Genomic DNA, 20,997 nt, shown 5'->3' on the forward strand with positions numbered 1-20,997 from the left:
TCATTTACGCTGGTATAGCACCTTGTGCCGCTAGCCACTGTTGAATCTCTCGAATTTTAATAGCTAACAATTCTTCATCGCCACGACTTTCAATGTTTAATCTGATAAGTGGCTCGGTATTTGAGGCACGCAGATTAAAGCGCCACTCGCCAAAGTTAAGACTTAAGCCATCAAGCGTCGATTTGGTCGGATTTTCGCTGCTAAATTTTTCCTCAATAGCGCTAATAATAGTTGGCGCATCATTTGTTGTGAGCCGAAAATTAAGCTCGCCTGAACTTGGATATGCTTGAATATAGTCGCTGACCAATTCTGATAAAGTCTTACCGGTGACAGACAACAGCTCGATGGTGAGCAGCCAAGGGATCATACCGCTATCGCAATAGAAAAAGTCACGGAAATAGTGGTGGGCAGACATCTCGCCACCATAAACAGCGCCAGAGTCACGCATGACTTGCTTAATAAATGAATGTCCAGATTTACTGATGACAGCCTTACCGTTATGTTCTTTAATCACGGCTTCAGTATTGTAAATGACCCGTGGATCGTAGACGATTGACTCATTTGGGTACTTATTCAAAAATGCTTGGGCAAGCATGCCGACGATGTAACTGCCATCAATAAATTCACCATGTTCATCGAATAAAAAGCAGCGGTCAAAGTCGCCATCAAAGGCAATGCCAAGGTCGGCTTTATTTTCCAAAACAGCTTGCTGAGTCGCCACTCGATTGGCTTCAATCATAGGGTTGGGGATGCCATTGGGGAAGCTACCATCTGGTGTATGATGCAGTTTAATCACTTCAATTGGCGCACCAGCTTGTGCAAGCTTTTCAATCAACAAGTCAACCACAGGCCCTGCACTGCCATTGCCTGAGTTAATCACTAATTTGAGGGGTTTGAGCTTATCGGTATCAATAAAAGTCATGACATGATTGATATAAGCGCTTTTATCAGTTAGTAATTGAAGTTTTCCTAGAGTATTAGTAGCGGTAAATTTCCCAGACTCTGCCAATGCTTGAATCTCTGCCAAACCATCATCAGCACTGATCGGCTTTGAATGTTCCTTAACCAATTTTAAGCCGTTATAGTTAATAGGATTATGGCTGGCTGTGACCTCAATACCACCCAATGCCTGATAATAACTGGTGGCAAAATAGACCTCTTCTGTACCGCTCATGCCCAAGTCAATCACATTGACACCAGCATCTACAATACCAGCGATGGTCGCTTGTTTTAATTGCTCGCTTGAATGGCGAATGTCACTACCAATAACGATGGCAGGTTTTAGATTTACCATATCATTGTCATGAGCCTCAACCGCCGCACCATAACGCTGAAATAAAATCTGTGCAAAAGCACGACCAATACGGTAAGCAATGGCTTCGTTTAGATTTACCCCAAGCTCGCCGCGAATATCATAAGCTTTAAATGAATCAATAATAATGGGATTAAATGCAGTTTCTGGCTGATAACGAATGGTCGCAGACGTAGACATAATGATAAAATTCCTTGCGCGTGTGCAGTGGTAAAATAATAAAATAGATAGCACAATTATAAGCCAATCAAGGTTCAATGATACACTAACTGCTAAATTGAACGATAAGCAAAAATATAAGAGCCTCCCTTATGAATACTCTCGACAATAAAATAGCAGCGCCTACACCAGCACAAGGAACGCCTGTCGTCAGCGGTGAATTAGACGATTTATTGGCTTTGATGGCACGGCTACGTGTTGACTGTCCGTGGGATAAAAAACAAACCAATCACAGCCTAATTCCCTATGCGATTGAAGAAGCCTATGAGCTAGGCGAAGCGGTACAAAGCGATGACGATGAAGATATCAAAGGCGAGCTAGGCGATGTGCTGCTGCAAGTGGTGTTTCATTGTCAGATGTATGCTGAGCAAGGTCGCTTTGGCATGAGCGATGTTATCACCACTTTACAAGAAAAGCTCATTCGTCGTCATCCGCATGTGTTTGAGGCTGAAACCCTTGAAGATGACACGGCGGTAAAAGCTCGTTGGGATGAGATTAAAGTGGAAGAGCAGCAATCGCGCGAGGCACGAGGCAAACCAAAACGTCGTTTAGACAATACCAAAGCGGGCAGTGCGCTTATGCAAGCGCAAGATGTGCAAAAACAGGCGTCAAAGTTAGGGTTTGACTGGGAAGGCGTCGCAGGGGCAGTAGATAAGCTAGATGAAGAGATTGCCGAGTTAAAGGCTGAATTGATAGATAAATCAAAAGATGCTGCTGAATATGACATAAGCAAAGCCAATATTAGCGATATTGAAAAAGAGCTGGGTGATTGTATGTTTGCGCTGGTGAATGTGGCGCGTAAACTCAATCTTGATGCAGAAGCAGCCACTTTAACGTGTGTGCATAAATTCAAATCACGTTTTGGTTATATTGAAGAACAGTTAGCTGCGGCTGGCAAGCGTTTAGAGGATAGTGATATTAACGAGATGGATGCGTTATGGGAAGCGGCGAAACAACATGAACGATCGTCATGAACGCTTATCATACGGCCTCGTTTGTTAGCTTGGTCAATATGGCTGTTTTCAGTCTAATATTGGCGGTTTTTATGTTGAACAGTGTTCAAGCTGCGCCTTGTTTTGATAATCCTCAAAGGGCTTATGAATATCTATTGGCGCAAGAAAGTGCCAAAATACAGGTACGTGACCAAGCCACCATTAATATCAATCGTGCTAGTGAAGGCGAGCTAGTTTCGCTAAATGGTATCGGTAGCAGCAAAGCCCAAGCGATTATTTTATATCGTGAGATGTTTGGTGATTTTAAGACAGTGGATGAGTTAGCAAAGGTCAAAGGTATCGGTGCAAAAACGGTTGAGAAAAATCGAGGACGTTTACGCGTACAAGATTAAGGGCAGTATTTTGCTTTAATTAACCCCAATATTGACAAAATAGCACCTAAGTATCAGTCATAACACACCTACTAGGCGCAAAATTTGTTAAACTAGCAGGTACATCCGCCTGATAAACGCTGTGTTCATCAGGGGTGGTTAAAGAATACCGGCGAGGAGTAGATGCATGGCCGAGCGTGCCGCCAAGCAGTTAGAACTGAATAAATCTGAATTACCCAATTCCATTACTGAAGTGATTGCCACCTTAAACCGAGCTGGGTTTGATGCCTATATCGTCGGTGGCGGCGTGCGTGATACCTTATTGGGTTTACGTCCAAAAGACTTTGACGCTGTCACTGATGCCAAGCCGCATGAGATCAAAGACGTCTTTGGCAAGCGCTGCCGCATTATCGGTCGCCGCTTTCAGTTGGCGCACGTGTATTCAGGCCGTGAGTTGATTGAGGTTGCTACCTTCCGTGGTCCACCAACCAATGATGCTAATACCAATCAAGACGGTATGATCCTGCGTGATAATGTTTGGGGTGATATCAAACAAGACTTCTCTCGTCGTGATTTTTCTATTAATGCACTTTATTATCAACCGCTTAAAGGTGTGGTTCATGATTTTTGCGGTGCGCTTGACGACATTGATAATAAAATCATTCGACTGCTCGGCCATGCGCCAGTGCGTATCGAAGAAGATCCAGTACGTTTGTTGCGTGCTTTACGTTTCAAAGCCAAACTCGGTTTTGAGTTTGATGACGAGTTAGCCGATCAGTTTCATGATGGCAACTGGGCATTGCTTGAGCAAATATCACCGCATCGTCTCTATGATGAAACCCAGAAGATGTTTACCGGTGGTTATCTGGTGCCATTACTGCCGCTATTGTTTGAGTCGGGGGCGATTGATAGCTTAATCATCTACCCACCATCTGAGCCAAGTGCACTGGTCAATCAAGTCGCTATTAATACCGACAAACGTATTGCTGCTGGCAAAAGCATCAATCCGGCGTTCTTTTATGCTGCGCTATTGTGGGAAAACTATCTGCATCAGTTGGCAAAAGCCAAGAAGCGCAATATGCCATTTGCTGAAGCGCAAATGCACGCCGCTGGTAAAGTGATTGATCGTCAACGTATCAAGACCGCGATTCCTAAATTTGCAGAGCAGTTTATCCGTGATATCTGGATATTGCAGCCAAGACTTGCAGCCCCGCGTAGCAAACAAATCGTTCAGCTCTCTGAGCATCCACGCTTTCGCGCAGGTTTTGACTTTTTGTTATTGCGTGAGCAATGCGGTGATGCTGAGCATCCGTTATCAGAGTCGACCAATGGTATGGGCGATTGGTGGCAGACCTATCAGACATTGTCTGAACGAGAGCAGCAGCAAGCCATTGATGATTTTGATGAAAATATTCGTCGCGGTGCCTATAAAAAAGGGCAACAAGCGCAGCGTGGTCGTGGGCGTAATCATCAAAATTCAGAGTCAAATAGCCTCGATCACTCAATATCTCATCAAAAAAATATCAAGCACAGCAAAGCCAATGATACTGCTGAGCAGGGTAGGAATGAGCAGAATATGGTAAATGACCCGTCAAATATTCCAGCACGCCGTCGCCGCGCTGCCAGTCAATCAACCTCTGTTAAGCAATCTGGTAGCAATAACAACAAGCACTATGAATCGCAGCAAGTAAGTCAAGACAGCCATGAGCTTGCTCAGTTACGACAGCTATCTCTTGCCAATAGCAGCAACCAAGCGGCAAATAAACGCCATCATTCCAAGCCTGCACCACTCTTTGTAATCGAGCATGAAAAAGTTGTGCCACCATTGCAGAAGCAGCTATCAAATGCCGATAAGCCTAATAATCGTCAAGAGGCGGCGCAGAAAAAACCTGTCCATAAGAGTGTATCGGCTGAGAAAGAACTAAAAAATCAGGATGTCAGTTCTGATGCTAACTCTTATAGTAAGGCTGACAGTAAGCCTGATCGCTCAAATCAAGCTCAGCAGCCAAAAGCAACACAGTCAAAGGTTACGCCTTCATCTGTGGCTCGTTCGGTAGCAAGATCGCCTGCGCTCGTCAGTATGAATAACGAGCCGATACCCCATAAGCGTCGCCGTCGTCAGCCGAGTGTAGAGAGTATAAATCTTGCTAGTAACACAGAGATGCAAGTAACGACTAACAACGATGTTAAAGCTGCAGCAAAGTATGCAAAAAAAGCACCTAAGCCAGCAGCCCAGCCTACTGATAAAACAGATATTCCGGCTAAAAAAACGGCTGAGCGCAAAAAAATGGCGAAGGTTACGACACCTGCAAGCGCTAAAAAACCAGCCAAAACGACAGAAGCAAAGTCTGCTAAAACCAGCCAAGCTGCTAACGGTAATGTTGGTACGAGTAGTGTGAATGACAATAAAGGCCCTGTCCCATCGAAACGTCGCCGTCGCCAACCTAGTACTGACAATGTCTAATATTACTAATGATGCGGGCAACGCGAATTGGGTAACCTGCTACGTAGGTTTGGGTAGCAATTTGTCTAACGACTTGGGTTCACCAGTAGAACATTTGCAGCAGGCAATCGCAGCGATGCAAGAGCATAAGCAAATACGTGCGGTTCGTGTTTCTTCGTTTTACGCTTCAGCGCCTATGGGGCCGCAAGATCAGCCTGATTTTGTTAATGCCGTCGCTGGGTTTGAGACGATATTGCCGCCTTTTGAGTTGCTTGCTTACTGTCAACAGTTAGAAAAAGAGGCTAAGCGTGCACGAATACGGCGTTGGGGTGAGCGTAGTTTGGATGTCGACATTTTGTTATACGGTGAGGCGCAAATCACTGAGCCACAATTAACCGTACCGCACGCTGGATTGTTTGAGCGTAATTTTGTCTTATTACCACTGCGAGAGTTAACCCCAGCGCTTACCATTGCTGGCAAATCGATAGATGATTATCCGTTTAGCAAAGATTGGACAGGCTTAAAACTACTGTAGCCAATCTATTATAAAAGAGTGACAGCGTTCACCTCTTTTATAGTAGATTGGCTATACCAAAGGATTGCTAAAAGTTTTGATCACAATCAGAATAATAGCTAGAGACAGCTAAAGGTGCTAAAAGGTACTAAAGGTTAATCGAGGATCATATGACGACGTTATCTACTTTAAAAAAATTCAAAAAAGATGGTACCAAGTTCACTTGCTTAACGTGCTATGACTCGATGTTTGCACGCATGATGGAAAAAGCAGAGATTGATACGATTTTAATCGGTGATAGCTTGGGCATGGTGGTGCAGGGTCATGATTCTACGTTACCTGTGACTGTCAATGATATGGCTTATCATACAGCCAATATTGCCCGTAGCAATCAACACGCGCTGATTTTGGCTGACTTGCCGTTTATGAGCTATGTCACCTTACCAGAAGCGGTTGCCAATAGTCGCCAGCTGATGCAGGCGGGCGCGCATGTGATTAAGATTGAAGGCGGTAGTGAGCTTTGCGATTTAATCACGACTTTGGCGCAAGCAGGGACGCCTACTTGTGTGCATTTAGGATTAACACCGCAATCAGTCAATGTGTTTGGTGGTTATAAAATCCAAGGTCGTGGTGACGAAGCGGCTGATAAATTGCTTGCTGATGCGAAAGCAGTCGTTGCGGCAGGTGCTGCGCTGCTAGTGTTAGAGTGCGTACCTGCTGAGCTTGCAAAAGTAGTGACGGAAGCCGTCGCAGTACCAGTTATTGGGATTGGTGCTGGTGCAGATACGGATGGTCAAGTGTTGGTCATGCATGACATGCTAGGTATGGCACACGGCCGTGTCCCGCGCTTTATTCATGACTTTTTGACCGATAAGCGTAATAGCGCGCACAGTATCGAAGGCGCATTTGCCCTTTACCAGCAGTCAGTACGTGAAGGCAGTTTTCCAACCGAGCAGCACCAGTTTAGCTAACATTTTAGTTTTTACGATTATCAGTAGAAGAATAGTTAACCATGCCAATCATTCATCATCATATCTCCGCATTGCGTACGGCTTTACAGTCTTATCGTGGACAAAAAAATGACAATCAAGATGGCCCACAGCGTATCGCTTTAGTGCCAACGATGGGCAATCTGCATGCTGGTCATCTTGAATTAGTAAAAATAGCCAAGCAACATGCTGATATCGTGGTGGTTAGTATTTTTGTCAACCCTACTCAATTTGGCGAGGGAGAGGATTTTGATAGTTATCCTCGCACGCTTGATGAGGATGTCGCTAAGCTAGCATCAGTCGATACTGATTATGTGTTTGCGCCCAGTATTGAAGAGATGTACCCAGTCTTACCGCCGCCAACCTCCGTTCTCGCGGGAGCTATTACCACTCAATTATGTGGTCAATCACGCCCTGGGCATTTTGACGGTGTTGGTATTGTCGTCTCTAAACTGTTCAATATCGTACAACCGGATATTGCTGTTTTTGGCCAAAAAGACTATCAACAATTAGCGATTATTAAGCAATTGGTACGTGATTTAAGTTATCCGATTGAAATTATAGGGGCACCTATTGTCCGCGCTGTAGATGGTTTGGCACTCTCATCGCGTAACCAATATTTAAGTGCTACTGAGCGTGAGGCAGCACCTGTTATCCATCAAGCGCTACAATATTTAGCAAAGCAGTTAGAGAGAGGCGAACAGAGCCAACAAGTTGTTCAGTCGTTGCTAGCAGAAACGCATCAGCGTATTACGGATGCTGGCTTCATTATTGATTATTTAGACATTAAAACCGATACGCTAGAGTCACTCACTAATGATACTGTAACTTTTAATGCAGAAAACAAGAATTTGATGATTTTAGTCGCTGCTTGGCTGGGACGTGCACGTTTGTTAGACAATCAATTGGTGACGGTGGATCAATCGTTGTGACATAGTAATTTGCAGGATGCAATGACTAGAATGGGTGAATCATGGATGTGAGTCAGGGTGAAAATAACAGTCAATCTGAGCAGGCAGCGTGTAAAATAGCAACCGACAAGCTCAGTATCCTAGTGGTATCAGGGCGTTCAGGCTCAGGTAAAACCTCAGTATTAAATATCTTAGAAGATTTAGGATATTATTCTATTGATAACTTACCGTTATCCTTATTGCCGGATGCTGCGCATAAATTGGTCAATGAAAGTGGGATTCGTCGTATTGCGCTTGGTGTTGATATTCGAACACCGCGAGCGGATCTATCCAACTTTGCAGAGATGCATGCATCTTTAAAGAAAACATACGGGGCGCATGCGGTAAAAGTGGTGTATGTGACCGCGCAAGAAAGCACTTTGATAGCACGTTTTAATGCGACACGCCGCGTACATCCGCTGATGTCACAGGATATTGATAGTGACAATGCCAAGCACATTGCTTTTAATCTACCTGCCGCGATTAAAAAAGAAGTGGAGCTGTTAGAGCCTATCGCAGGTCATGCCGATATCAGAATTGATACCAGCAATTTGAATATTCATCAATTGAAAGACAGCTTGCGTGAACATGTCGGCGTGGACAATCAGATTGTGATTAATCTGCTGTCTTTTGGCTTCAAATATGGCAGTCCTATTGATGCAGATTTTGTCTTTGATGTGAGAATTTTGCCGAATCCGCATTGGAACCCTAAATTGCGTACTTCGACAGGTCTAGACACGGAAGTTGCCGCATTCTTTGCCGACTATCCAGAAGTGGCTGAGATGACTGATGATATAGATAAGTTTTTAACCCGTTGGTTACCCGAATTTTTACACAATAACCGCCATACAGTGACAGTGGCTATTGGCTGTACTGGTGGTAAGCATCGTTCAGTATTCATCACCGATAATTTACAACGTCGTCTTGCCGATGTTATGCCGCAAAGTATAAAAGTACTGGCGAAACATCGTGAAAAAAATCGTTGGTAGTTATTGGTAAACACTGGGGCATATCTTTATTTTTATGACTATTCCTAAAATGAGGATATGCCCCTGTTAATTTTATTATTTATTATTTTGGAAAGCTTTTATGATTGACTGGAAAGAACAGGATATGCGCGTTTCGCGCACTGAACTCAAAAAGGCCCATGAGCGCTTGCAGAAGTTGTCGATACCACTTGCCAGCTTATCGAAAAAGCAGCTCAAAAATCTGCCAGCCAGTGACTATTTTATGGCAGAACTCATGGCATTGGCCGATATCACCAGCGCTAATGCTCGTATTCGCCAAACCAAGCGCGTTGGTAAGCTGATTAGTGAAGAAAACCGCCACGAATTGGTAAAAGCATTATTTGATGCGTTTTTCCCTAAAGAACAGGTCTCAAAAATAGAAAGTTGGTTTGAGCGTTTAAATATTAATGATGAAGGGACGCTTAAGCAGTTCGTTAAACAATACCAAGCATCTGAACAAAATAGTATGTATCAATTACTATTATGGATTGAATACGCCAAACATACCCAAGATGATGAGCTGATGGCAGAGTCTAAAGCAGACTTAGCCAGTTATATTCGTGAAGTCACTATTTTGTCGCAATTGAAAAAAGAAAAATAATAAGGTGATAGCGGCTAAATAGCTTTGACCACTATTTATACAATATCTCCACTTATAAATTAATTTAGTCTGCAAATAAAAAAAGCCAATCATCAAGTGATTGGCTTTTTTATGGGTAAGAGCATTTAGCTACAAATGACACTTGTAGATAAATGCTAGTCCCTAATTTATAACGGTACCTAATTTATATTAGTACTTAACCTATTTCTTTTCAGCACGAACTTTGTCAACCAAATAATCAACGACTTTAGGTACAGTAGCGCTTTCACCAGTTACAACGTATTTGCCTTGTACGACGACTGCTGGCACACCAGAGAGCTGATAACGCTTAGCGCCTGCTTGTGAACGACCAATTTTCGTACCAACGGCGAATGAATTATAAAGGCTATTGAATTTCTTCTCATTAACGCCTTTAGATGCATACCATTTGCTTAATGATGATTGGTCAAAGATTTTCTTACCATCTTTATGAATGGCATCAAATAGCGCATCATGAGTCTTGTCTTCAAACCCTAGCAGCTGAGCGGCATAGAAACCACGAGCGTTGGCTTCCCAGACAGGGTTAAGCGCTGCTGGCGTTTTGAAAAAGGCAACGTCTTTGTCTTTGTTTTTAGCCCATTTTTCCATATGCGGGTTAAGAACGTTACAATGTGGGCAACCATACCAAAAAAACTCACGAACAATGATAGCATCACCGCTGATTTTTTCTGGATTGTCTAGCACGCGGTAGTCTTTTCCGGCGACATAGTCGGCAGCTTGTGCGCCCATAGTGGCAAGTCCAATGGCCATGGCCAGACCAGTCAGTGTGATGACACGTTTCATACTTTATCCTTGAGGTGTGAAAACTTAGGGTTTGTTGAGATGTTTTAGTATCGTATGGTTTTGGGTATAGCGCACAGGTTTTTAAAGTGCCCAAACGAGACAGCGTCGAGTATAATCGAACTATAGTGACGTATCGACTATAATAACGTAAAACATGGTCGCTTGTGAATCCGATTCTTAACTAATGGTTGTAAAGCTGTGAGCCATTATTTAAGGCTTATTTCACCGTGTTTTTTGGAATTTTTTTAGCGTTTTATTATTTAGGTTTTAAGCTGTTTGAAGCATCTATCATCTAAAAAAACGGTACAGAAAGTATGAACGTTTGCTAAGAGTATTCACAATCGGTGACGATGTACTCACGACAAAGCTGCCGCTCTCATGCTAATATTAGGTACATAATTGTGCACTGTATATGATTATAACGATAATGACAATAAAGGAAAAATGCAATGAGCTCAGCTCTATCTTCCTCGCCTTCTTTGAATGAGCAAGCAAACAGCGGTCTTGATGATACAACGGCTACCGCCATTAATGTAGATCCTAGCGAAGTCGACAAGTTTAATAAGTTGGCAAGCGAATGGTGGAGTAAGACGGGTGCATTTGCGACTTTGCATGAAATAAATCCACTGCGTCTAAATTGGATAGAAGAAAACGTCAAGCGCAGTTATCAAAATGACAGTGCTGATACGGATATTCATAAAACGGCTGAAACCGGCTTGGCTGGAAAAAAAGTGCTCGATGTCGGCTGTGGCGGCGGTATATTGTCAGAGTCTATGGCACGTCGCGGTGCGGATGTGACAGGGATTGATTTGGGTACCGAAAATCTAAAAGCGGCAGCGCTGCATGCAGAGCAAAGCGCTTTACATGAGACGTTGCGTTATCAGCATATCCCAGTAGAAGAATTGGCCAAAACTCATGCAGGTCAGTTCGATGTGGTGACTTGCATGGAGATGCTCGAGCATGTGCCTGATCCCAGCTCGATTGTGCAGGCTTGTTTTGAGTTATTGGCACCAGGCGGTGTTTGCGTGCTATCGACGATCAATCGAAACCCTAAATCATATCTATTTGCCATCGTTGGGGCAGAGTATGTATTGCGCTTGCTCGATCGCGGCACTCATGACTATGCCAAATTCATTACGCCAGCTGAGCTAGACAAAATGGCAATTGATGCGGGATTCACACGTCGAGATATCATTGGCTTGCATTATAATCCGCTGACCAAGCGCTATTGGCTCGCTCAAAATGTCGATGTCAATTACATGATGGCAGTACACAAGCCACTGGCTTAAGCTGAATGCCGTATTTGGTTGTTTTCATGCCATACTATTTCACTCAACACCTTATCTATATTAAGAGCATTCACTATGAGCCAATTTGTAAAAGCGGTTTTATTTGATCTCGATGGGACATTAATCGATACGGCTGCTGATTTTGTCCGTATTATCGGTAAAATGAGCCGCCAAAATGATTGGCAAGCACCCCCTGAAACAGAAATTCGCGAGCAAGTTTCTGCTGGTGCCTCAGCGATGGTACAGTTGATGCTACGTCATAACGATCAAATTGAGGTTAGCGAAAAAGCTTTACAGGAGTTTCGCCAACAGTTTTTAGATGATTATGAAGCTGAGATATGCGTCGATAGTTGTGTGTTCGCTGAATTAGAAGACGTGTTGACTGCTCTTGAAGAAAAAGGGGTGCCATGGGGTATTGTGACCAACAAGCCGCGTTATTTGGCAGAGAAGTTACTAGACAAGATGCAGTTAGACGGGCGCTGTTCTGCTTTGGTCTGTCCTGATGATGTGTCTCGCTCAAAACCTGACCCAGAGCCTATGTATGCGGCGTTAGAGAAGCTTGGTATCCCTCGCGGCGCCGCTGAAAGCGTTATTTATGTTGGCGATCATATCCGTGATATCGAAGCTGGTAATGCCGCTGGCATGCCGACGATTCTAGCTGCCTACGGTTATATCCCGCCTGAAGATCAAAAAAACCTAAAGAAATGGGGCGCAGATTATATTACTGATACGCCTGAGCAATTAAATAAACTGTTGCTCTCATCTGGTAAATTTGACTATTTATAAATCAAATTATAAATCGAGTCCGCCACACTCTATGTTTTTAAAGAAACACGATAAATACTTAGCATCCCAACTATTAAACGATAAGCAGTGAGTAATGCCATGAGTGACAATATTAATCAGCTGGCTAATCAGCAAGACAACCAAAAAACTGTTCAAAGTCTACCTCAACCGTTAACTCATAACGATATTCGCAACTTTGTGCCATCTGATAATTGTTTAGATGGTAAGACTATTCTGGTCACGGGGGCAGGTGACGGTATCGGCCGCGTTGCCGCGCTGACTTATGCTCGCTATGGAGCGACAGTCCTGTTATTGGGACGTACCAGCAGCAAGCTTGAATATGTTTATGATGAGATTGAAAGTCTTGGTGGCAAACAGCCTGCCATGCTACCGATGAATCTAGAAGGAGCAACCTATGCTGAGATGCAGCAGTTAGAGGGGTTGATTAATAAAGAAGTCGGTCAGCTCGATGGTATCTTGCACAATGCGGGCATGCTTGGGCAGCTAACCCCACTTGAGATGTATGACGTCGATACTTTTGCACAAGTTATGAAGGTAAACTTTACCTCGACGTTTATGCTCACCCAAGCACTGCTACCACTACTTAAAGATGCTGAGAATGGCTCTATTGTTTTCACCTCTAGCACGGTCGGTACACATCCTCGCGCGTTCTGGGGTGCTTATGCGCTGTCCAAGCAAGCCGTAGAAGGCATGAGTGATATCTTTACCCAAGAGACGCAGAATACGACTAATTTACGTTTTAACTGTGTCAATCCTGGTGGCACTCGTACCAATATGCGCGCCCATGCTTATCCAGGAGAGAATCCTATGAGCTTAAAAACGCCTGAAGATATCATGGCAGGCTATGTCTGTTTGATGAGTGACTCCAGTATCGGGGTACGTGGTCAAGTGGTTGAGCTACAGCCAAAAGATTAGCCATGTGATTTTTTGCTAGGAAATGTCATTATTTAGAGCATTTATTCGCATACTTTCAGATTGAGGCATGCTCTAGCAGGTTGCAATTAATTATAAACAACCCCATCTATTTGTTATTAAAGCGATTTTCAATATCTAATTATCGTAAATAGGATAGAATTATGGCAGGTGGTTGGTCAAGAGATGGTGCTGAGCATGAGCAAATGGATGCAACGGTAAATGATGCATTAGAGCGGGCACGACGTGCGTTGCCAACTGGCATCAGTGCCGAGATGTGTGATGAATGCGGCAAGCCTATTCCAGAAGCACGGCGCTTAGCAGTGCCTGGTATTCAGCATTGCGTCAGCTGTCAGACAGAACTTGAACAAGAGGCGAGAGCTGCTGAGCTGTTCAACCGGCGCGGTAGCAAAGACAGTCAATTACGTTAAAAAAGAAAAAGGGCAGACATTGCTATATCGAACAGCAATGTCTACCCTTTTTTTGTTTATTACTATATAACCAGTGCCATTAGTTCACGGTCGCAGGTATCCCAATCGATAGAAGGTAGCGTCTCTATAGAAGATAAAAATGCTGTCCTATCTTTTTCTTCTGAGCGGTCGCTTTCTACCGCTGTATCGTTGTCGTTATTAGCATTTGCATCCAACTGTAATATAATCTCTAGCCGACTATCAACTTGTGCGCTGACCGTACTGGTGGTTAAGCTGTCAGGGGTAAAATTGATTTGTAGCCAGCCATCAGAGGTATGCACCACACCTTTGATACGTTGCCAGTTCGGTAGCGTTAATAACCAACTCTGTAACTCATCCGCTTTTAATATGTAGTGCGCTGGCAGTCGCCAACCCGCCAACTGTAACTCTTGCTGTTTCTCATGATAACGGTAAGGTAGCTCAATATCTGTACTGGTCTGCGGATCATCTTTTTTTGTAAAAGCGTCGGATGACAAGGTGGTCGATATCGATAGGGCATTACTCTGCGGTTGCAAGCTAGTAGTCGATTTTTGAGGGTGAACAATATTGACTGTGCGTTGTTTCGAGATAACCTGACTGGACTTGGTAAGCTGGGTTTTCAGCTCTGACACGCTTGATTCTGATAAAAGAATATTGGATGAGTCATTTGTATCATGAGATATATGCTCAGATGCTGCCCAAATAATTTTTACCTGTGCATTGAGCTTGGCTATCCATTGTTGCAGTGCTTGCTTTTCGCTCTCGCTTAATTGAGCATAGCGATTAATGACCAACACATCGGCATCACGGACATGCGCTTGAAAACCGTCATAATGACGATATTTATCTTGCTGCCATTGCACGCCACTCAGTACCGTTATTACTGCTTGCATATTGAGCGCTGTTTGCCAATGCGGTGCACTGAGCTGCATGATAAGCTCACGTGGATGAGCAAGCCCTGTGGGTTCGATGAGCAACCGCTGTGGATGATGCTCACTAAGCAGCCGACTGATAGCAATTTGTAATGGCAGCTGACTGGTACAACAAATACAGCCACCACTGACTTCTCGTATCGCAATATTATCTTGCTCAGGCTTACTATCTTTCGCACTTGCCAGCAGCGCACCATCAATACCAATACGACCAAATTCATTGATTAGTAATGCCCAGCGCTCATCGGCAGGTTTGATAGCAAGCAGCTGATTAATCACTGTGGTCTTGCCAGCACCCAAAAACCCTGTCACCAAGGTGCAGGGTATGTTTTGAAAAATAATAGGTTTTTTCACAGAGACACTCATCATATAGGTCGTATTTGTGAGTAATCAAACACTGCCTATATTAAATGGAAATGATATTAGCGTGTGTCCTCAATTCAATCGATAATCGAAATTTTCAAAATGAGGACACACATAGTCAAAAGTTACTCACTTTTAACGGTTTCTACTTCGGCTTCGTCAGGAACGAATACGTAGCCTACACCCCAAACGGTTTGGATGTAACGCGCTTGTGAAGGGTTGTCTTCAATCAAACGACGCAAACGTGATACCTGTACGTCGATAGAACGCTCCATCGCACCCCATTCACGACCACGCGCAAGGTTCATCAGCTTGTCACGGGTTAATGGCTCACGTGGATGCTGCACCAGTGCTTTTAGCACCGAAAATTCACCTGTCGTTAAGGTAACAACATTGCCGTCACGTTTAAGCGTACGTGTCGATAAATCAAGCGTCCACGGTCCAAACTCAACCACTTCAAGCTGATGGCTTGGTGCGCCAGGCAGCTCGCGATTTTGACGACGTAATACCGCTTTGATACGAGCCAATAGCTCTTTTGGATTAAATGGTTTTGGCAGATAATCATCTGCGCCCGCTTCTAGACCAGCGATACGATCGGCATCACCACCTTTGGCTGTCAGCATAATGATAGGAATGTCACCATTGTCTTCACGTAGACGCTTACAGATACTGATGCCGTCTTCGCCTGGCAGCATCAAATCGAGTACCACCAACGAGAAAAGCTCACGCTGCAACAGCTTATCCATTTGACTACCATCATGAGCCGTACGGACGACAAAACCGTCGTCTTCTAGAAAGCGCTGTAATAAAGAGCGCAAGCGTGCATCGTCATCAACGACTAAAATTCGTTGAGTTAAGGTATCAGGGCTGTTATTTTCAGACATACAGGCATCCTCTTATAAAAATTATTATTAGTAGAAATTATCGTTAACAGTCAAGGCTAAAGGTTATATAGTTAAAATGATATAAAAAAAATACGGTGTCAGGCTCGTTGAGTCTACTATTTATAGTATTTTAACGTGCTTTCCTCGCTAAATTATCTTGAATCGACTATACAAAAAACCTGAGCAAAAAAACTGTCTTTATTCAATGAGTGGTCAAAAGTAAAGGTCCGTCTCAATCCATCATAAATTTGAATACTATTGTTCAATGCGTCAGCGCGTACCAATATTTGCGCCTTGGATACTTTAGTGTATAAGATTGCACCACTAATTGCATCACCCATCAGGATAAATGCTGTATGCGTTTGTTTAACAAAGCGACAGAACCTATGATATGAGACGATTTTCGCCGTAAAACTAGCGATAAATAACGAAAAGATAAAAAGGATTTTTATTCATGCAGCTTTTGCTATAATGCAAAACTACATTTCTCAACGATTGATACGTCTATGAGTAGCACTGATACCTTAACGCCATCTCAAACCTCGACAAATGCACAGGTTTTGGATGCAACCACACACGCGAATATTCACGACAAGCTTGCTCGCGCGCTTGGCATTAAGACTGCTCAAGTCAATGCGTTTGTCAAACTTTACGATGAAGGCGCGACCGTTCCATTTATTGCCCGTTACCGTAAAGAAAAGACGCAGAATCTTGACGATGCGCAATTGCGTGCGCTTGAGAAGTCTCTTAATTATGAGCGCGACATGGCCACCCGTCGCCTCAAAATTACCGAGCTGCTCAGCACGCAGGGCAATTTGACCGACGAGCTGCAGACGCGTATCGATAATGCGACGTCGAAACTTGAGCTTGAAGATATTTACTTGCCATACCGCCCACGTCGTCGTTCTCCTGCCGCCAAAGCACGTGCTGCTGGTCTTGATGTGGCAGCGCAAGCCGTCTTGACGCAAGAAATCACGCCGACAGAAGCACTGGCAGACTATCAAGTTCAATCGAGCATTACCGATGATAGTGGTAATGAGATCGAAGTTGATTTTAGCGATATCACCAAGCAATTGGCTGGCGTACAAGCCATCATCGTTGATGAATGGACGCAGGCTTTGGCTTTGCTAGACAGCTTGCGCAGTGGCTTTGCCAAGACGGCCAGTATCGTATCTGCCGTTGCCAGTGAAGAAAAACGCGAAGTCGGCGAGAAATTCAAAGATTACTTCGAGCATAGCGAAAGCCTTGCGCGTCTGCCGAATCATCGTTTATTAGCGATGCTACGTGGTCGTCAAGAAAACGTCTTAGGCCTCAAAATAGAAGGCGAAGACGCACCCTTTATCGAAAAAATTATTAAGCACTTTAAGATTGATACCAAAGCACCTACTGAGCGTCAAGAGTTTTTGATAGAAGCGGCGACCAGTTTATGGAAAGACAAATGGCGTCCGCATATCGAGCATCGTTTATTGACAGAAAAACGTCTGACTGCTGAGGCCGATGCGATTGACGTATTTGCCAATAATTTACAGCACTTATTAATGTCAGCGCCTGCCGGTCGCAAAGTAATTTTAGGCGTTGATCCTGGCATTCGTCATGGCGTAAAAATGGCCATCGTCGATGCTCAAGGTCACGTCATGTTAGACAGTGAAGACAAGCCTGTCGTCGCAACCGTTTATCCATTTGCCCCTGATAATAAAATGGATGAAGCCAAAAAAGTCATCGATGAATTATTAAGTACTTACAACGTTGATTTGGTGGCTATCGGTAATGGTACGGCGAGCCGCGAAACAGATGCGATGATTAAAGAAATTTTGGCTGCCAACTCTGAGTTACAAGCCAAATCAGTTATCGTCAATGAGTCAGGTGCTTCTGTTTATTCAGCCAGTGAGCTTGCCACTGATGAGCTTGGTAATTTAGACGTTTCTGTACGCGGTGCGGTTTCTATCGCCCGTCGCTTGCAAGACCCTTTATCAGAATTGGTCAAGGTTGATCCAAAAGCCATTGGCGTTGGTCAATATCAGCATGATGTCAACCAAACGCAATTGGCAGATAGTCTTGATAAAGTCACGCAAGATAGCGTAAATGCGGTTGGCGTTGATGTAAATACTGCAAGCCCTGCTATCTTGACACATATCGCTGGTTTGAATAAAAACGTCGCGCAGCAAATCGTGACCTATCGTAAAGAGCATGGTGCTTTTGAAAGTCGTGAATCATTAAAAAACGTTCCACGCTTAGGCGCTAAGACCTTTGAGCAAGCAGCAGGCTTCTTGCGTATCCATGGTGGTAGTAATCCTCTTGATGCCACTGGTGTGCATCCAGAAAGCTATGCGCTGGTCGATAGCTTATTGGCACAAACTGGTAAAGCATTGCCAGAAGTCATCGGTAATGACGGCGTACTAAATACGATCGATACTACTGCATTGGCTGCTAATGATGACAATATTAGTGTAACTGCTATCATCGATGAGCTAGCCAAACCAGCACGCGACCCACGTCCTGAGTTTAAGACTGCTAACTTCCGTGAAGACGTTAACAGTATTAAAGACTTGAGTGAGGGCATGCAGCTTGAAGGCGTGGTGACCAATGTGACAGCCTTTGGTTGCTTCGTTGATGTTGGCGTCCATCAGGATGGTTTGGTACATATCTCACAAATGGCCAATGACTTTGTCGCTGATCCGATGAACCGCGTCAAGCCTGGCGATATTGTTTCGGTACGTGTCATCTCTATCGATGAAAAACGTGGTCGTATTGGCTTTAGTATGAAGCCAGAATCTGAAAAGCCTGCGCGCCCAGCAGCGAAATCGGCTGAAAGTACTGGTAATGATGAGAAAGTCAGTCGTCCACGTAGCGATCATACAAATAGCAAACGCCCAAACAGTAGCCGTCCAGCGACTGATAAGCGCCCGTCGAAATCTCGCGGTAATCGTCAGGATAAAGACAATGCTAATAACGATCGTAGCAAAGCGCCAAGGGCTGATAAAGCAGAAGCACCTAGCAAAATGGGTACGCTTGGGGCGCTGTTACAGGAAGCTGGCGTGACTAAAACCAAAAAATAGTTAATGTTAATAGTGATAAAAAAGGCAGCCATTAGGCTGCCTTTTTTATGGAATGTATCTAAAGATAGAAATTGTTAATGAACACTGATAACTGCTCAAACCTAACTCGCTGAATAACCTCTTTTCAATGATTTCAGCTAACAGCGGGATTTGTATCGTATTCTATAATTCTTCTGTGGCTTCTTCAGCTTCTTGTAATTCTTCTTGTGTGTCTAACGAGTCTTCTTCTTGCATCGCTTCTTCAGAATCTTGAATCACCTCTTGTTCGGCAGCCATTGCTTCTCGCTCCGCTTGAAGCTCAGTAGTCATCGGCTGTTGCTCAGCACTGTTGTTAACGTTTGCTCTTGAGATAATCTGTGTCTCACTAATCTGAAATGGGCTAGATTGATTGTCTGCTGAGGCATTATTTGTATTGTCAACTTCCATCTCAAGTGTGGTGGCGGTAGCCGCTGCTTGCACATCTACTGCCGCAGTATCAGCAGGTGCTGCCATCGCCAAACTTGGGATAGTGAGCGCAGCGCCAATCAGTAGCGATAAAGATAGAGTACTTTTTTTCATTAATCAATTCCTTAATTTACAATCTTATAATGTCAGCTTAAAAAATTTCAAACTTGACGCTTATGTTGCTAACTGCTGTATACAGCCGTTGCATATTACACATTCATTTAGTAATTCAAATCTATATATTTAATATATCTAACATTTAATTGATAGACAAAATAAAATCATGATAACCATTAAGAGACTATCATGATGGATTTGGATAAAGAGCTTTATAAGCTGACCTAAATCAGTGATAAAAATCTAAAGGGGAGAATACCAATTAAACAAGCGTTAGTTCAGTAGTCCATAGATTAAAATTCTAACAGACGGATGTTAGCAGGTGACTTTGTGCAACTATTGTATGGTTATTGTCAGATAGGAAAATAGCATTATTTTCTACTTTCCCATCTCTAATTTTCCCATCTCTAATTTTCCTATCTCTAATTCTTATACCAATGATGTCTCAACGAATCTCGTTCGTCTGTATTTCATTAAAGTCTTATTCAATAACGATATACTTGCCAGTGTTTGGATCAATGACGCGTTGTTGAGTGCTGCTACTAGGAACACGAATGACTGGGAAGGTTTGATTGATTTCAGTATTTTCGATGACATCCGCATCTGCTTCTTCACCAACGATTACAGTACGGTTAGCCTCGTCTTCGATAGCAATGGCTGTACCTGACGCTGTGTTTACTCGCTTGATTTGATCTTTCGGTACGATGATGATTTCTTTGACACTATATTTAGTAGGGCGGATAACACGTGTGGTTTCAACGATGACAGGCTCTACACGGCGATCTTCGATAATCGCGAGTTGTGCTTCTGTTGCTGTAGCTTCTTTTGTTTCGCTCATAATAGGCGTTGGAAACTTGGCACCGAAGTGGTTATCGCACTGCTGCATGCTTAAGCGTACTGGATTGCCAGCCTTATCCATATAGACGTTGACAGGCATATCAGCGGCGATAGGGACGTATTTTCCAACCAATGCTCCCGAAACACCATAGCGACCATTTGACTGCCCAACCCCTAAATCACAAGCACCTGCTGAGTAATCACTGGCTGTTAAGTTGTTTGCATTGACCACCGTTTGAGGAATCATTACTTCAGACAAGCGCATTTTTTTGACAGTCGCTTCACCTGCTTGGCGCTTTGGGTTTTGATAAGTATAAGGGGTATAAAATTTGGCCGAACCGTCTTTGACAGCGGTGACACACTCCTCATAACTGTCATAGCCAACATTACCGTGGCTATCGGTAGTCATAGCAGCGTTAGCAGAGCTTGCAAACATAGCAAGACTGGATGTTATCACGGCAGCGGTCAATATATTTATTTTCATTGTTATGTCCTTTTAATTAGATGAGGGTCTATTGATTTATTACAAATTTATGATAAACAAGTAAAACTTAATTTTTATTAATATGATTTTTATTGCACTAGAAAATTACTCTGACGCGTTTAAAGCCGCAATGAAATTTTAATGAGCCAATTACTTCTCTCAAAGCTGCTATACAATATGGGATAAAAAAATATGAGGTAAAAAATTGCCTAACCTTTTTTATCCTACGTCATTCACTGCAA

At 43.5% G+C, this 20,997-nt stretch carries 19 protein-coding genes; 13 read left to right on the top strand and 6 right to left on the bottom strand.

Going from position 1 to position 20,997, the window contains the following annotated elements; all coding sequences use genetic code 11:
• Positions 1–4 precede the first annotated feature (4 nt).
• Entirely contained in the window at positions 5–1,492 is a 1,488-nt protein-coding gene (locus Q6344_00735; GenBank protein ID WLG13915.1) for a phosphomannomutase CpsG, read from the bottom strand.
• Between the two features lie 131 nt (positions 1,493–1,623).
• Between Q6344_00735 and mazG the strand changes: the two genes are divergently transcribed.
• The 8 genes from mazG to yjgA all read left to right on the top strand — a co-directional run bounded on the left by mazG (position 1,624) and on the right by yjgA (position 9,359).
• The gene (gene mazG, locus Q6344_00740) at positions 1,624–2,505 is read left to right on the top strand and encodes a nucleoside triphosphate pyrophosphohydrolase (protein ID WLG13916.1); all 882 of its coding nucleotides are present in this window, start codon (positions 1,624–1,626) and stop codon (positions 2,503–2,505) included.
• Positions 2,506–2,576: 71 nt separating this feature from the next.
• On the top strand, positions 2,577–2,876 hold the full coding sequence (locus Q6344_00745) for a ComEA family DNA-binding protein (protein WLG13917.1): 300 nt from the start codon (positions 2,577–2,579) through the stop codon (positions 2,874–2,876).
• Positions 2,877–3,042: 166 nt separating this feature from the next.
• Positions 3,043–5,319 (top strand): polynucleotide adenylyltransferase PcnB, encoded by a 2,277-nt coding sequence (gene pcnB / locus Q6344_00750; protein WLG13918.1) that lies wholly within the window; start codon positions 3,043–3,045, stop codon positions 5,317–5,319.
• Complete coding sequence (folK, locus tag Q6344_00755; protein WLG13919.1) at positions 5,312–5,833, top strand: 2-amino-4-hydroxy-6-hydroxymethyldihydropteridine diphosphokinase; 522 nt, start codon at positions 5,312–5,314, stop codon at positions 5,831–5,833. The genes pcnB and folK overlap by 8 nt, the downstream gene beginning before the upstream one ends.
• A 149-nt stretch (positions 5,834–5,982) precedes the next feature.
• The gene (gene panB / locus Q6344_00760; GenBank protein ID WLG13920.1) at positions 5,983–6,783 is read left to right on the top strand and encodes a 3-methyl-2-oxobutanoate hydroxymethyltransferase; all 801 of its coding nucleotides are present in this window, start codon (positions 5,983–5,985) and stop codon (positions 6,781–6,783) included.
• Positions 6,784–6,824: 41 nt separating this feature from the next.
• Complete coding sequence (panC, locus tag Q6344_00765; GenBank protein WLG13921.1) at positions 6,825–7,733, top strand: pantoate--beta-alanine ligase; 909 nt, start codon at positions 6,825–6,827, stop codon at positions 7,731–7,733.
• A gap of 41 nt (positions 7,734–7,774) precedes the next feature.
• Positions 7,775–8,740, top strand: coding sequence for an RNase adapter RapZ (gene rapZ / locus Q6344_00770; GenBank protein WLG13922.1), 966 nt, complete (start codon positions 7,775–7,777; stop codon positions 8,738–8,740).
• A gap of 100 nt (positions 8,741–8,840) precedes the next feature.
• Entirely contained in the window at positions 8,841–9,359 is a 519-nt protein-coding gene (gene yjgA, locus Q6344_00775) for a ribosome biogenesis factor YjgA (protein WLG13923.1), read from the top strand.
• A 201-nt stretch (positions 9,360–9,560) separates the two neighbouring features.
• Here yjgA and Q6344_00780 read toward each other — a convergent pair whose 3' ends face one another.
• Complete coding sequence (locus tag Q6344_00780) at positions 9,561–10,181, bottom strand: thiol:disulfide interchange protein DsbA/DsbL (GenBank protein ID WLG13924.1); 621 nt, start codon at positions 10,179–10,181, stop codon at positions 9,561–9,563.
• A 449-nt stretch (positions 10,182–10,630) separates the two neighbouring features.
• Between Q6344_00780 and ubiG the strand changes: the two genes are divergently transcribed.
• The 4 genes from ubiG (at position 10,631) to Q6344_00800 (ending at position 13,620) form a co-directional block, all read left to right on the top strand.
• A complete protein-coding gene (gene ubiG / locus Q6344_00785) occupies positions 10,631–11,470 on the top strand; it encodes a bifunctional 2-polyprenyl-6-hydroxyphenol methylase/3-demethylubiquinol 3-O-methyltransferase UbiG (GenBank protein ID WLG13925.1) in 840 nt (279 codons plus the stop codon).
• A 75-nt stretch (positions 11,471–11,545) separates the two neighbouring features.
• Positions 11,546–12,256 carry an HAD-IA family hydrolase gene (locus Q6344_00790; GenBank protein ID WLG13926.1) on the top strand — a complete coding sequence of 237 codons (711 nt, stop codon included), beginning with the start codon at positions 11,546–11,548 and terminating at the stop codon, positions 12,254–12,256.
• 99 nt (positions 12,257–12,355) lie between these two features.
• A complete protein-coding gene (locus Q6344_00795) occupies positions 12,356–13,192 on the top strand; it encodes a YciK family oxidoreductase (protein ID WLG13927.1) in 837 nt (278 codons plus the stop codon).
• A 161-nt stretch (positions 13,193–13,353) separates the two neighbouring features.
• Positions 13,354–13,620, top strand: coding sequence for a DksA/TraR family C4-type zinc finger protein (locus Q6344_00800; protein ID WLG13928.1), 267 nt, complete (start codon positions 13,354–13,356; stop codon positions 13,618–13,620).
• A 62-nt stretch (positions 13,621–13,682) separates the two neighbouring features.
• Here the strand turns inward: Q6344_00800 and Q6344_00805 are convergent, their stop codons facing one another.
• Together Q6344_00805 and ompR are read right to left on the bottom strand one after the other, a co-directional pair.
• Entirely contained in the window at positions 13,683–14,924 is a 1,242-nt protein-coding gene (locus Q6344_00805) for a GTP-binding protein (GenBank protein ID WLG13929.1), read from the bottom strand.
• A gap of 134 nt (positions 14,925–15,058) precedes the next feature.
• Positions 15,059–15,817 (bottom strand): two-component system response regulator OmpR, encoded by a 759-nt coding sequence (gene ompR / locus Q6344_00810; protein WLG13930.1) that lies wholly within the window; start codon positions 15,815–15,817, stop codon positions 15,059–15,061.
• 506 nt (positions 15,818–16,323) lie between these two features.
• Between ompR and Q6344_00815 the strand changes: the two genes are divergently transcribed.
• Positions 16,324–18,873: a Tex family protein gene (locus Q6344_00815; protein WLG13931.1), complete on the top strand. Its 2,550-nt coding sequence runs from the start codon at positions 16,324–16,326 to the stop codon at positions 18,871–18,873.
• 162 nt (positions 18,874–19,035) lie between these two features.
• Here the strand turns inward: Q6344_00815 and Q6344_00820 are convergent, their stop codons facing one another.
• Complete coding sequence (locus Q6344_00820) at positions 19,036–19,431, bottom strand: hypothetical protein (protein WLG13932.1); 396 nt, start codon at positions 19,429–19,431, stop codon at positions 19,036–19,038.
• A 484-nt stretch (positions 19,432–19,915) separates the two neighbouring features.
• Entirely contained in the window at positions 19,916–20,755 is an 840-nt protein-coding gene (locus Q6344_00825) for a hypothetical protein (protein WLG13933.1), read from the bottom strand.
• Positions 20,756–20,997: the final 242 nt, after the last annotated feature.

This window comes from Psychrobacter cibarius (genome assembly GCA_030686115.1).
Taxonomy (GTDB): domain Bacteria; phylum Pseudomonadota; class Gammaproteobacteria; order Pseudomonadales; family Moraxellaceae; genus Psychrobacter; species Psychrobacter cibarius_C.

Excerpts from the sequence above, each read along its gene's own strand:
- Q6344_00735 (WLG13915.1), bottom strand. The coding sequence starts at position 1,492 with ATGTCTACGTCTGCGACCATTCGTTATCAGCCAGAAACTGCATTTAAT.
- mazG (WLG13916.1), top strand. The coding sequence starts at position 1,624 with ATGAATACTCTCGACAATAAAATAGCAGCGCCTACACCAGCACAAGGA.
- Q6344_00745 (WLG13917.1), top strand. The coding sequence starts at position 2,577 with ATGTTGAACAGTGTTCAAGCTGCGCCTTGTTTTGATAATCCTCAAAGG.
- pcnB (WLG13918.1), top strand. The coding sequence starts at position 3,043 with ATGGCCGAGCGTGCCGCCAAGCAGTTAGAACTGAATAAATCTGAATTA.
- folK (WLG13919.1), top strand. The coding sequence starts at position 5,312 with ATGTCTAATATTACTAATGATGCGGGCAACGCGAATTGGGTAACCTGC.
- panB (WLG13920.1), top strand. The coding sequence starts at position 5,983 with ATGACGACGTTATCTACTTTAAAAAAATTCAAAAAAGATGGTACCAAG.
- panC (WLG13921.1), top strand. The coding sequence starts at position 6,825 with ATGCCAATCATTCATCATCATATCTCCGCATTGCGTACGGCTTTACAG.
- rapZ (WLG13922.1), top strand. The coding sequence starts at position 7,775 with ATGGATGTGAGTCAGGGTGAAAATAACAGTCAATCTGAGCAGGCAGCG.
- yjgA (WLG13923.1), top strand. The coding sequence starts at position 8,841 with ATGATTGACTGGAAAGAACAGGATATGCGCGTTTCGCGCACTGAACTC.
- Q6344_00780 (WLG13924.1), bottom strand. The coding sequence starts at position 10,181 with ATGAAACGTGTCATCACACTGACTGGTCTGGCCATGGCCATTGGACTT.
- ubiG (WLG13925.1), top strand. The coding sequence starts at position 10,631 with ATGAGCTCAGCTCTATCTTCCTCGCCTTCTTTGAATGAGCAAGCAAAC.
- Q6344_00790 (WLG13926.1), top strand. The coding sequence starts at position 11,546 with ATGAGCCAATTTGTAAAAGCGGTTTTATTTGATCTCGATGGGACATTA.
- Q6344_00795 (WLG13927.1), top strand. The coding sequence starts at position 12,356 with ATGAGTGACAATATTAATCAGCTGGCTAATCAGCAAGACAACCAAAAA.
- Q6344_00800 (WLG13928.1), top strand. The coding sequence starts at position 13,354 with ATGGCAGGTGGTTGGTCAAGAGATGGTGCTGAGCATGAGCAAATGGAT.
- ompR (WLG13930.1), bottom strand. The coding sequence starts at position 15,817 with ATGTCTGAAAATAACAGCCCTGATACCTTAACTCAACGAATTTTAGTC.
- Q6344_00815 (WLG13931.1), top strand. The coding sequence starts at position 16,324 with ATGAGTAGCACTGATACCTTAACGCCATCTCAAACCTCGACAAATGCA.
- Q6344_00820 (WLG13932.1), bottom strand. The coding sequence starts at position 19,431 with ATGAAAAAAAGTACTCTATCTTTATCGCTACTGATTGGCGCTGCGCTC.
- Q6344_00825 (WLG13933.1), bottom strand. The coding sequence starts at position 20,755 with ATGAAAATAAATATATTGACCGCTGCCGTGATAACATCCAGTCTTGCT.